This window comes from Streptomyces sp. NPDC053665 (assembly GCF_055585285.1).
This window is the reverse complement of record NZ_JBVJKK010000005.1, coordinates 437,707-449,459: the sequence shown is the minus strand read 5'-3', so window position 1 is coordinate 449,459 and position 11,753 is coordinate 437,707. Positions and strand designations below refer to the sequence as shown.

11 protein-coding genes are annotated in these 11,753 nt (G+C 73.0%); 3 read left to right on the top strand and 8 right to left on the bottom strand.

The genetic code is table 11. The features are described 5' to 3' along the window. Positions 1-31 precede the first annotated feature (31 nt). From ACZ6ZN_RS22125 to ACZ6ZN_RS22110, 4 genes are all read right to left on the bottom strand, one after another. Positions 32-997: an SRPBCC domain-containing protein gene (locus ACZ6ZN_RS22125; RefSeq protein ID WP_469648663.1), complete on the bottom strand. Its 966-nt coding sequence runs from the start codon at positions 995-997 to the stop codon at positions 32-34. Between the two features lie 121 nt (positions 998-1,118). After that, positions 1,119-2,783, bottom strand: a complete 1,665-nt coding sequence (locus ACZ6ZN_RS22120; protein WP_469648662.1) for a polyamine aminopropyltransferase — start codon at positions 2,781-2,783, stop codon at positions 1,119-1,121. A gap of 129 nt (positions 2,784-2,912) precedes the next feature. Next, on the bottom strand, positions 2,913-3,440 hold the full coding sequence (locus ACZ6ZN_RS22115; protein ID WP_469648661.1) for a DUF2617 family protein: 528 nt from the start codon (positions 3,438-3,440) through the stop codon (positions 2,913-2,915). 620 nt (positions 3,441-4,060) lie between these two features. Continuing rightward, complete coding sequence (locus tag ACZ6ZN_RS22110; protein ID WP_469648658.1) at positions 4,061-4,342, bottom strand: hypothetical protein; 282 nt, start codon at positions 4,340-4,342, stop codon at positions 4,061-4,063. Positions 4,343-4,470: 128 nt separating this feature from the next. Between ACZ6ZN_RS22110 and ACZ6ZN_RS22105 the strand changes: the two genes are divergently transcribed. Beyond that, positions 4,471-5,667 carry a pyridoxal phosphate-dependent aminotransferase gene (locus ACZ6ZN_RS22105; RefSeq protein WP_469648656.1) on the top strand — a complete coding sequence of 399 codons (1,197 nt, stop codon included), beginning with the start codon at positions 4,471-4,473 and terminating at the stop codon, positions 5,665-5,667. A gap of 9 nt (positions 5,668-5,676) precedes the next feature. On the opposite strand, the gene ACZ6ZN_RS22100 is transcribed toward ACZ6ZN_RS22105, so the two are convergent. Further along, positions 5,677-6,228 carry a Uma2 family endonuclease gene (locus ACZ6ZN_RS22100; protein WP_469648653.1) on the bottom strand — a complete coding sequence of 184 codons (552 nt, stop codon included), beginning with the start codon at positions 6,226-6,228 and terminating at the stop codon, positions 5,677-5,679. 268 nt (positions 6,229-6,496) lie between these two features. Further along, positions 6,497-7,027, bottom strand: coding sequence for a YbjN domain-containing protein (locus ACZ6ZN_RS22095; protein ID WP_398109009.1), 531 nt, complete (start codon positions 7,025-7,027; stop codon positions 6,497-6,499). Positions 7,028-7,204: 177 nt separating this feature from the next. On the opposite strand from ACZ6ZN_RS22095, the gene ACZ6ZN_RS22090 reads away from it, so the two are divergent. After that, positions 7,205-7,699: a hypothetical protein gene (locus ACZ6ZN_RS22090; RefSeq protein ID WP_469648650.1), complete on the top strand. Its 495-nt coding sequence runs from the start codon at positions 7,205-7,207 to the stop codon at positions 7,697-7,699. 22 nt (positions 7,700-7,721) lie between these two features. Here ACZ6ZN_RS22090 and clpB read toward each other — a convergent pair whose 3' ends face one another. Further along, on the bottom strand, positions 7,722-10,322 hold the full coding sequence (clpB, locus tag ACZ6ZN_RS22085; protein WP_451875830.1) for an ATP-dependent chaperone ClpB: 2,601 nt from the start codon (positions 10,320-10,322) through the stop codon (positions 7,722-7,724). A 138-nt stretch (positions 10,323-10,460) separates the two neighbouring features. Between clpB and ACZ6ZN_RS22080 the strand changes: the two genes are divergently transcribed. After that, a complete protein-coding gene (locus ACZ6ZN_RS22080; protein WP_469648649.1) occupies positions 10,461-10,877 on the top strand; it encodes a pyridoxamine 5'-phosphate oxidase family protein in 417 nt (138 codons plus the stop codon). Positions 10,878-11,055: 178 nt separating this feature from the next. Here ACZ6ZN_RS22080 and ACZ6ZN_RS22075 read toward each other — a convergent pair whose 3' ends face one another. Continuing rightward, positions 11,056-11,391, bottom strand: coding sequence for a Rieske (2Fe-2S) protein (locus ACZ6ZN_RS22075; protein WP_094054633.1), 336 nt, complete (start codon positions 11,389-11,391; stop codon positions 11,056-11,058). Positions 11,392-11,753 lie beyond the last annotated feature (362 nt).

Below are 11,753 nucleotides of genomic sequence, written 5' to 3'. Positions count from 1 at the left end.
TCGTGGCGGGTGTCCGCGGCCGGAGGGGGGTTCAGCGGCGGCGGCGCAGGGCCCGGACCGCGACGACGGCCGAGGCCAGGGCGAGGGCCGCCGCCGGGGCCGCCCAGCGCAGCGGGGCCGGGGGCGACACGGTCTGCGGGGCGGGCACGGGGGCGTACCGGCCGCGCGGCGGAGCGTGGTCCACCTCCTCGGCACTGCGTCCGATCATGGTCCGGCGGGCGTGGGCCGCCTCGGCCATGCCGTCCTCGTCCTCGTCGTCGTCCTCCCCCGGCGGTGCGGCGGCGGAGGGCTGGAGGCCGGCGCCGAAGGCGGGGCGGGGTTCCTCGGTGAGACCGGGCCCGGCGGGCTCGCCGCCCTCCCCGGCCGCGGTGTCCTGCCCGGCCGCGTCGTCCTCCCGGGCCGCGGTGTCCTGCCGGGCCGCGGTGTCCTCCCGGGCCGCGGTGTCCTGCCCCGAGGGCGCCGGGGGCGGGGGCGGGTCGTCCGCGTCGGGGGTCGTCTCGTGATCGGTCGTGGCGCGGGGTTCGAAGTCCTGCGTGACGGGCGGTGTCGTCGGCCCGGGCCGGGCCGCCGGCTCGGGGGCGGCCCCGGCCAGGTGCTCCGCGAAACGGTTCAGCAGCCGGGTGACGGCACTGTCCACCGCGTCCGCCGGGAGGTCCTTGATGCGGCCGTCGGCGGTCGCCGTGCCGTCGAAGACGACCGTGCAGCCGTCCTCCGACTCCCGCAGGGCGATCCGCAGCGCGAGGGTGACGGTACCGCTGCCGCGCGCCTCCTCGGCCTGCCCGTCGGCGGTGTACGAACCGTCGTCCCGCCGGGACAGCCGGACGGCACCGCGGTAGGTGACGGAGTGGCTGCCGACCCGGAGCTTCAGCCGGCCGGCGACGGGCTCGGCGCCCGCGTCCTGCTGGAGCCCGGGAACGGCCCGGGCGACCCGCGCGGGGTCGTCCAGCACCCCCCTGAGCCGCTCGGCCGGGACCGGAACGAACACCTCGTGCTCCATGTCGACGGACTCTACCCAGCACGCGCCGGATCGCACCCCCGACCGAGGGATTCACCCCCGATCCACCCCCACCGGGCGTATGCTCCCGCCCCTCCTCCGCGGGGCCGCCGCGCACGTCCCGTCAGTACCGGGGGTGCAGCAGGGTGGAGGCCGGCAGGCCGCCGATCCGCGTCGCGCGGACCTGCCGGGTCCCCGCCCGCAGCGCGGCCGGTGTCAGGACCGCGGGCCGCGGCCCCGCCGGGTCGATCCGCGGCCGCGGCTGTGCCCGCGCGGCCAGGACGAAACCGTGGTCGCCCGGGTCCCGGGGGCGCCCGGCCCGGCCGGGGCGGGGCGCGCTCACGCCGTAGGGGGCGGTGCGCAGGCCGGCGGCGCGGACGGACGCCTCGACGGTCCAGAAGACGCGCGGCCCGGCCGTGACACCCCCGGCGTGCACGACGAGCCGGCCACCGGGGGCCAGGGCGCGCCGTGCCAGGCCGTAGAACTCCTGCGAGTACAGCTTCGTGCCGGGCGTGAGGTCCGGGTCCGGCAGGTCGCAGACGATGACGTCGTACGCCTGCGGGGGTATGGCGCGCAGCCGGCCGAAGGCGTCGTCGATCGTCACGTGCACGCGGCGGTCGCCGAAGGCGTGCCGGTTCAGCGCGGACAGGCCCGGGTCGGTGCGGGCGAGCCGGACCACCTCCGCGTCGGCGTCGACGACGTCGATCCGCTCCACCCCCCGGTGACGCAGCACCTCGCGGAGCGCCAGGCCGTCTCCGCCGCCGAGGACGAGCACGCGCGCGTGCGGCCCGGCCATGGCCGGATGGACCAGGGCCTCGTGGTGGCGCCGCCCGTCGGGCCCGCCGGCCCGCAGCCGCCCGTCGAGGAAGAGGTGCAGGGGCCGCCCGCCGGTGCCCCCGGCCAGGACGATCTCCTGCACGCCGCTGCGCAGGGCCACCCGTACGTCCGTGCCGTACACCGCGTGCCGGGCGGCCCGTTCGAAGTCGTCGGCGAGGAGGGCCGCGGTGGCGAGGAGCGCGAGGACGAGGACGTTGGCGAGCAGCAGCAGCCGGCGGGCGCGCCGGCTCAGGTCCCGCCGGAACAGGCCGCACACCAGGGCGCAGCCGACCACGGCGTTGACGGCACCGGTGAGGAGCGCGCCGGTCAGCTGGCCGAGGCAGGGCAGCAGCAGGAAGGGGAACGCCAGTCCGCCGACGAGGGCGCCGACGTAGTCCGCGGCGAACAGGTCGGCGACCGCGCCGCCCGGGTCCTGGCGGCGGATGCGCTGGATCAGCTCCATCAGCAGCGGGATCTCGGCGCCGATGAGCAGTCCGGTGGCGAGGGAGAAGGCGACCAGGAGCCCGCGCGACCCGTCGCCCTCCATGCCGCCCCCGTCACCGGTCCAGGCGAACACCGCGTACAGCGCCATGGCGCTGGAGCCCCCGACCAGGGCCAGGAGGGCCTCGACGGCGCCGAACCCGGCCGCGGCCAGCCCGCGCAGCCGCTTGGCGGCGAGGGAACCGAGGCCCATCGCGAAGACCATGACGGACAGCACGACGGAGGCCTGCGTGACGGAGTCGCCCATCAAGTAGGAGGCGACGGCGACCAGTTCCAGTTCGTACACGAGTCCGCAGGCCGCGCAGACGAACACGCCCGCGAGGACGAGGAACCGTCCGGTGCCGGGGCGCACGGGCAGCCGCACCGGGTCCGCCGGACCGCCCGCCGCGTGCGGAAGCCCGCCCACCGGGCCGCCCGAGTCGCTCCGGGGCGGCCGGGAACCGGGCGGGGCGGGCGCGTGCGGCTCGATCACCCTGCGACGTTACGTCACGCACCGACGACGGTTCGTCACCCACAGGAGTGGTGCTGGTTTGCACGGCCGGCCGCCGGTACGAGGGCCTCCGGGCCGCCCGGCACCTTCCGCACTCCCCGGCCGTGGGTGTCACAGGACGGGGACGGCCGTCCCGCTGCGCACCCCCACCCGGGTCCGGGTCGCCACCAGCTGCCCCTCCTGCGGATAGGCGTGCCAGGTCCGCCAGTGCACCTGCCCCTCGTGGTGCTGGGCGAGCAGGGCGGTGAAGGCGTGCGGGCTGCCGGGGAAGACTCCGGCCAGCCCGTGCGGATGGTCGGAGACCAGGTCGAGCAGTTCCTGGGCCCGGCCCGCGAAGGAGCCGGGCGAGAGGACCTCGACCCGGGCCGCGAACTCGTACTCCCAGTCGCCCACCCGTTTGGCGACGCCGAGCGGGAGCGGGGCGCTGCTGCCCGGGATGCAGGCCACCGTCTCCGAGCGGATGCCGCCCTGCTCCTCCAGTACGACCTGGTGCGACGCGCCGAGCAGCCTCAACTGGAGTTTTATGCCCGTCAGTTCGAGGTCGAGCGTGGCCAGCGCCGGGAGCGGCTCGCGCCCCAGGGCCCAGGCGAGATCGTCCGCGCGCGTGTCGGTGTAGGAGGTGTTCAGGGTCGTGAGCATCGATCGGCTCCGCAAGCACACAAGGAGAGCGAGGAGGGGAGTTGGGTCCGTGGCGCCCCGGACGTACCGGAGGATGTCGGCCCGGTCAGCGCGGTCGGCCGGTTACTGGGAGGTGTCCGCAGAACGTCCGAGAGGCTGCGTCGGTTGATTCAGAGGGAATCATGAACCCTGCCCTCGTCACAGCGTTTTTACCCAAGTTCGGAGGGTTTCCATCCCTCAGAGGGCTCCCTTGCTCACCTGTTCAACAACGGCGCGCGCAGGGACCGGAGGCGTGCGCCGGTGCGCGGCGCGGCCGCGCACGCGGCGGGCGGGGACGGACGCCCGTACGCACCGGCGGCCGACCGAAGTCATCGGCCACGAGCCGTAGTTGCCGAGGCGGCGACGAGGGCCCCGCGTCCCTGTCCCAGGCCGACCCTGTGACCGGACGCGACCGCGCGCTCACCCCTGACGCATGGGGCCAGAGGTTCGAGGCATCCACCGCACGGGGAACGACAGCCCGCGAGGCGTGCGCCGCCGGTGCGCGTCCGCGCGGCGTCCGGGCGCGGCGGCGCGGGGTCCGCCCCAGGTGCGGGCCCCGCGTGCGGTGGCCGTGGCCCTCCCGCGGGGAGGGCGCGGCTCGGTCAGCTGCCTCCGCCGCCGCAGCCGCCGCCTCCGCCGCAGGACGACCCGCCTCCGCAGGACGAGCCTCCGCCGCAGGAGCTTCCCCCGTGGTGGCTGTCGCCACCGCCGGACGTGCCGGAGTCTCCCCCGCCCGCCCACCAGCTCGTGCTGCCGCTGTCGCGGGACGACCTGCCGCCCGTCCGCGCCGTCGCCGGACGGCGGGAGCCGCCCCGGCGGGCGAGCGACACCAGCGCCCCCACGAACAGGATCGCGATCACCGCCAGGATGATGCCGAGGAACATGGCGTCACCCTCCTTCCGTTTCCCCCGAAGCGGCCCCCCGTGGGCGCCTCGCTCTTGCGTGACCGGGAGATGCCCGTCCGCCGCGCGCGCCAAAGCAGAGTTGAGGAACTCCAGAGCTTCGGCGCAGGATGGCCGGCATGACCTCCAGCGCGCGCCCCCTCCTCAACCGCCGGCTCGCCGAGTTCGGGACGACGATCTTCGCCGAGATGTCGGCCCTGGCCCTGAGCACCGGGGCCATCAACCTCGGCCAGGGCTTCCCCGACACCGACGGCCCCGAGGAGATCCGGGAGGCGGCCGTGCGGGCCCTGCGCGACGGCCGCGGCAACCAGTACCCGCCCGGCCCCGGCGTCCCCGAGCTGCGCACCGCGATCACCGCCCACCAGCAGCGCCGCTACGGTCTGTCCCTCGACCCGGACACCGAGGTCCTGGTCACCGCGGGCGCCACCGAGGCCATCGCGGCCGCCCTGCTGGCCCTGGTGGAGCCGGGCGACGAGGTGGTCGCCCTGGAGCCGTACTACGACTCCTACGCGGCGTGCATCGCGATGGCGGGCGGGCGCCGGGTGCCGGTCACCCTGCGCGCCGACGTCGAGGGGGGCCGCTTCCGCCTCGACCTGGACGAGCTGCGCGACGCCGTCACCGACCGCACCCGGCTGCTGCTGGTCAACACGCCGCACAACCCGACCGGCACGGTCCTCACCCGCGCGGAGCTGGCCGCGATCGCCGAGCTGGCGGTCGAGCGGGACCTGCTGGTGGTGACCGACGAGGTCTACGAGCACCTGGTCTTCGACGACGCCGAGCACGTGCCGCTGGCGACGTTCCCCGGGATGCGCGAGCGCACGGTGACCATCTCCAGCAGCGGCAAGACCTACTCCTTCACCGGCTGGAAGGTCGGCTGGGTGACGGCGGCCCCGGACCTGGTCACGGCGGTGCGCTCGGCGAAGCAGTACCTGACCTACGTCTCGGCGGGGCCGCTCCAGTACGCGATCGCCGAGGCGCTGTCGCTGCCCGAGTCGTACTTCACGGACTTCCGCGCCGACATGCAGGCCAAGCGGAACCTGCTGGCCGCGGGACTGGAGGAGGCCGGCTTCCGGGTCTTCCGCCCGTCGGGCACCTACTTCGTCACCACCGACGTCCGGCCCCTCGGCGAGAGCGACGGGTTCGCCTTCTGCCGCGCCCTGCCGGAACGCGCCGGGGTCGTCGCCATCCCGAACGCGGTCTTCTACGACCACCGCGAGGAGGGCGCCCCGTTCGTCCGCTTCGCCTTCTGCAAGCAGACGGGCGTGCTGAAGGAGGCGGCCTCCCGGCTCAAGACGCTGGGCGCGTGACAGCAGCGGTCAGCGAGCTTCCGCGTCGGGCTCAGGGCGCGGGAGTTCGTCGAGGTCGAGAGTGAAGGTACGGCCGTCGGCCAGGGGGATGGGGAGCTTGCCCGTGCCGTACTTGTGGGTGTGCGCCGCGATGTAACCGGTGCCGGTCGGCTGGGTGTGGAGGACGACTTCCTGGGCGTAGGGGTCCACGACCAGGTAGGTCGGGATGCCGTAGCGGCCGTACTTGGCGGTGCAGTCGTCGTAGTCCTTGCGCGCGGAGGACGTCGAGACGACCTCCGAGATCAGCAGGACGTCCTCGAAGCTGTAGCGCTTGCCTTCCTTGCGTGCGTCCTCTCGCAGGATCGCAAAGTCGGGGGCGGAGTTCTCGTCGGCGGGGAAGTCGATGTAAACGTCAGAGGTGACCTTGGCGTGACGACCGAGGGCGAGAGAGTCGATCTGCATCGACCTGATGGTGCTGGAGTGCTCTTCGCTCTGCGGGGTCATGATCACCTTTCCGTCGGCCCCGAACAGGACCGTGTACCCCTTGGGGAACTCGGTGTGCACGATCGCGTCGACGCTCATGGACGGCTCCTTCCCGTGTGCGGTCAGGATACGACGGACAATGGCGCGTCGCCGGGCCCGGCGGTGCGGCCGGCAGGCCGGTCCGGACGGCTTGCGCGGCCGGCTCGCCGCCGGTGCCGAAGATCCTCAGGCGCATTGCCGCACCGCCGGCGAACAGGTGGGCCGACGAGGTGTCGGCCGGGTGACGACGGCCGGCTGCACGGCAGACGGCGCGTGCGGCGCGCACGGTTCGTGCGTGCCGACGCGCCGTGAGAGGCCGCCTGCGGGACTACTGCTCGTCGTCCCCGGGCTTGTCCGCCTCGTCGATCTCCTGCTCCAGGCCGAGCTGCTCGACGAGCCACTTGTCGAACTCGATCGCGGCGCGGACCCAGCTGACCGTCGAGGAGACGAAGTGCTCCAGGCTGACGCCCATGCCGATCAGCATCTGGGCCTCGCCGATCAGGCGGACCGTGCCGTCGTCGTGGGTGTGGCTGTAGACCTTGGGCCACAGGGTGCGGCGGTTCCAGTCGTCGATGGACTCCAGGATCTGCGGCTTGGCCTCGATCTCGTGGGGCCGGTCGTAGAAGGTCCGCACGGAGAAGACCTGCTGGTCTCCCTCTCCACGGAACATGAAGTAGGTGCGGAACTGCTCCCACGGCGCCGCGAGGTCTCCCTCGTCGTCGACGACGTACTTGAGCTCCATCTGGTCGAGGAGCTGCTTCACGAGGTCCTGATCCGGGACGACGGGGCCCGCCGGTCCTTGCGGCTGCGGCTCGGGCTGGCCCCCGAAGTTCGGAATCGAGGACGGGTCGATGGTCACCGTGATTTTCCCTTCGTACGGATCCCGCCATCCTCCCCCATGCGGGGAGGGGGGTGGCAAGCCCCGACAGGCCCTGTCAGCCCTCGGCTGACACGATCCGGTCACCCGCCGGGGGCCGGACAACCTCCGCCCCCGCGGCACCGTCCTCCCGGGTGGCGGAGGAAGGGGGCGGTGGTCATGGCGGCACCGGAGCGAGGCCGTACCCGGTGGGAGCTGCTCCTGCCGATCCTCGCGGTGCCGGTGATCGTCCTGGGGGCCCTGGTCGCGGGCATCGCCCTGTTCGCGTTCACCGGCGACGAGGACGGCGGGCGTACGGACGGCGGGCGTACCGGCGCCGCGGCCGGGGTCCCCTGCGCCGAGGCCCTGGCCTTCGGGGCCGCCGAACGCCCGCCGGGCGCGACCGTGCGCGACTGCACGGTGCAGCGCGGCATCGACACCTCCTACAGCGCGGTGCTGCGCATGCCCCGCGCGGACGTGCGCGGCTGGCTGCGCGCGACGTACCCGGACGCGCCGCGGCCCCGCACGGGCGGGGGCGTGTGCGGCGCCCTCTGCCTGGACGTGACCCGGGAGAACGGGCTGCCCGGCACGGCCGGGGCGCACGTCGTGCAGGTGCGTGTGGAGAACGAGAACGCCGAGACGGCGCTGGTGCGCTTCTCGGCGTTCACGATGTGACGTCCGGCCCCGGGGCCCGTTCCTAGAGCGTCTTGCCGCCGGTGGCCGGTCCCACCAGGAGGCCGTCCTCGAACCGGTCCACCCGGACGGTGTCGCCGTCCTTGATCTCCCCGGACAGGATCTCCTTGGCGAGCCGGTCGCCGATGGCGGACTGCACCAGCCGCCGCAGCGGCCGGGCCCCGTACGCCGGGTCCAGGCCCTCCTCGGCGAGCCACGCCAGGGCCTCCGGCGTGATGTCGAGGCTGAGGCGCCGCTCGGCCAGGCGCTTGGCCAGGCGGTCGATCTGGAGCTTGGCGATGCGCTCCAGCTCGGGCTTGGTCAGCGCCGAGAACACGACCAGGTCGTCCAGGCGGTTGAGGAACTCCGGCTTGAAGGAGGCCCGGACCACCTCCAGCACCTGCTCCCTCTTCTCCGTCTCGCTGGTCAGCGGGTCGACCAGGAACTGGCTGCCGAGGTTGGAGGTCAGCACCAGGATGGTGTTGCGGAAGTCGACCGTGCGGCCCTGCCCGTCGGTGAGGCGCCCGTCGTCGAGCACCTGGAGCAGGATGTCGAAGACCTCGGGGTGGGCCTTCTCCACCTCGTCCAACAGGACGACGGAGTACGGCCGCCGGCGCACGGCCTCGGTGAGCTGGCCGCCCTCCTCGTAGCCGACGTACCCGGGCGGGGCGCCGACCAGCCGTGACACGCTGTGCTTCTCGCTGTACTCCGACATGTCGATGCGGACCATCGCCCGCTCGTCGTCGAAGAGGAAGTCGGCGAGGGCCTTGGCGAGTTCGGTCTTGCCGACGCCCGTCGGGCCGAGGAAGAGGAAGGAGCCGGTGGGACGGTCGGGGTCGGCGATTCCGGCGCGGGAGCGGCGTACGGCGTCGGACACCGCGCGCACGGCCTCGGTCTGGCCGATGAGCCGCTTGCCCAGCTCGTCCTCCATGCGCAGCAGCTTCTGCGTCTCGCCCTCCAGGAGCCGCCCGGCGGGGATGCCGGTCCAGGAGGCGACGACGTCGGCGATGTCGTCGGCGCCGACCTCCTCCTTGACCATGGTGTCCTTGGCGACCTCCTCCTCGGCCTCGGAGGCGGCCTCCAGGTCCCGCTCCAGGGTCGGGATCTCCCCGTACAGCAGCTTGCTGGCGGTGTCGAAGTCGCCGTCGCGCTGGGCGCGCTCGGCCTGGCCGCGCAGTTCGTCGAGCTTCTCCTTCAGCTCGCCGACGCGGTTGAGGGACTGCTTCTCCTTCTCCCAGCGGGCGGTCAGGCCGCGCAGCTCCTCCTCCTTGTCGGCGAGGTCGCGGCGCAGCTTCTCCAGCCGCTCGCGGGAGGCGGCGTCGGTCTCCTTGCCGATCGCCAGCTCCTCCATCTTCAGCCGGTCGACGGCGCGCTGGAGCTCGTCGATCTCGACGGGCGAGGAGTCGATCTCCATGCGCAGGCGCGAGGCCGCCTCGTCGACGAGGTCGATGGCCTTGTCGGGCAGGAAGCGGGAGGTGATGTACCGGTCGGAGAGGGTGGCGGCGGCGACCAGCGCGCTGTCGGCGATCTGCACCTTGTGGTGGGCCTCGTAGCGGCCCTTCAGTCCGCGCAGGATCGCGATGGAGTCCTCGACGGTCGGCTCGGCGACCAGCACCTGCTGGAAGCGGCGCTCCAGGGCGGGGTCCTTCTCGATCCGCTCGCGGTACTCGTCCAGGGTCGTCGCGCCGACCATGCGCAGCTCACCGCGGGCGAGCATCGGCTTCAGCATGTTCCCGGCGTCCATGGCGGAGTCGCCACCGGCGCCGGCGCCCACGACGGTGTGCAGCTCGTCGATGAAGGTGATGATCTGCCCGTCGGAGTCCTTGATCTCCGCGAGCACGGTCTTCAGCCGCTCCTCGAACTCGCCCCGGTACTTGGCGCCCGCGACCATCGCGCCCAGGTCGAGCGCGACGAGCCGCTTGTCCTTGAGCGACTCGGGCACGTCGCCCTTGACGATCCGCTGGGCGAGCCCTTCGACGACGGCGGTCTTGCCGACGCCGGGCTCACCGATCAGCACCGGGTTGTTCTTGGTGCGCCGGGACAGCACCTGCACGACCCGCCGGATCTCGGTGTCCCGCCCGATGACGGGGTCGAGCTTGCCCTCGCGGGCGGCGGCGGTGAAGTCGGTCCCGAACTTCTCCAGGGCCTTGTACTGGCCCTCGGGGTCGGCGGTGGTCACGCGGCGTTGTCCTCGTGTCTTCTGGAAGGCGGCCTGCAGCTTCCGGGCCTCGGCGCCCTGGCGGGCGAGCACCTCGCCGGCCGCGCCGCCCTTGGCGGCGATGCCGATGAGCAGGTGCTCGGTGGACAGGTACTCGTCGCCCAGCTCCTTGGCGCGGGACTGCGCGTCGGCGACGACGGCGAGCATCTCGCGGTTGGGCTGGGGCGGCGCCACGGTCGACCCGGTGACGCTGGGCAGCCCGGCGAGCACGCGCTCGGCCCCGGCGCGCACGGCCGCCTGGTCGGCGTCGACCGCGGTGAGCAGGTCGGTGATGTTCTCATTGTCCTGCCCCTGGAGCAGCGCGAGGAGCAGGTGGGCGGGGGTGAGGTCGGGGTGCCCCTCGGTCACGGCCCGGTTGCTGGCAGCGTTGATCGCGTCCCGGCTCCGGTTGGTCAGCTCGGCGTCCACGTTCGCGTTCTCCTCCTTGCGTGCAGCGGTGTGCGACGTCTCCTCGGGCAGTCCGTACTGACTGGGCCAACGTCCACAAAGTTGAGTCTATTCCACTCAAGGCCGATCCCGGGAGGGTCGGAGCGCTAAGTTCCGTCCATGGCGACCAAGTACTCCGTCGATCCGGGTGCGCCCGACCCCTCGTACCTCGGCTTCTGGCGGGAACGGCACGTGTGCACCCTGACGACTCCGCGTCCGGACGGCACACCGCACGTAGTACCCGTCGGGGTCACATACGATCCCGAGGCCCGTCTGGCTCGGGTGATCGCCAACGGGGCGAGCAGGAAGGTGCGCAACGTGCTGGCCGCGGGCGAGGAGGGCGCGGCCGTCGCGGTCTGCCAGTTCGAGGGCCGCCGCTGGGCGACGCTGGAGGGCCGGGCCGTCGTGCGCCGGGAACCGGAGCGGGTCGCGGAGGCGGAGCGGCGGTACGCGGAGCGCTACGGCAGGACGCCGTCGCCCAATCCGGCCCGGGTGGTCATCGAGATCCGGCTGACGCGGGCGATGGGGCGGGGTTGAGCCACGAGGACGCCCCCGGGCCGGCACCGGCCGGATCCGGCCACCGCGCGAGGCGGCCCGGCGGCGGCGATACCCGGACATGTCCCGGAAAACTGCAGCGGCGTCACCGTGTTCAGGTCACGGTGACGCCGCTGCGGGGGGAAGCACCTGAGCGATCTGTTACGACGGGGGAATCGCGTCAGGCACTGCGGGGGGTGGCAGAGATGGTCCGCGGGACAGGGGAGTCGGCCTCCACCTGCTGATGGTCCCGCTGGTCCAGGTTCACAAAGATCATTCCGTACCGTACGGCGCACCGGACGGGCTGCGGCGCCCCCCGGGGCCGCCGCAGGCACCGGTAGGCCCGTACGTCGCCGTCCTCGTCCCGCGTGACGACGACCGGCTCTCCGAACACGGTCACCATCAGGGAGTCACCGCTGTGGGGGATGGCGGTGACCAGGTCGATGAAGTGCCAGCCGGAGCGGTAGGCGGTGGCCATCTCACGACGGAAGGAGCGGTCGTCGGGTGGAGTGGTCACGATCAGCCCCCGGCTCCGTCGGACCCGGGACTCGGCCAGCTGCTGTTCTCGGCTCCGTGAGCACTGTTCACGGCGACGGACGGCCAGCTGCTGTTGGCCCGGGCATCGTCCTTCACATCGGAGAAGCCACTCAGCGCGCCGAGGGCTGCAACGGCGGAGAAGGCAACGACAAGCACCGAGCGAAGCATTCTGTTACGCATAGTCGGCTTCGTCCTCACTTGAAGGTCCCCTTTTCCCCCGTCGAGTACGACGATGGCTCATTCGGGCACGTCATGGCCACACAATCGATGCATCATGTTCCTGCATGTTCAGGACCCTGGGGGGTGGAGATTTGACATCAAATCGGACTAAGGAGACACATC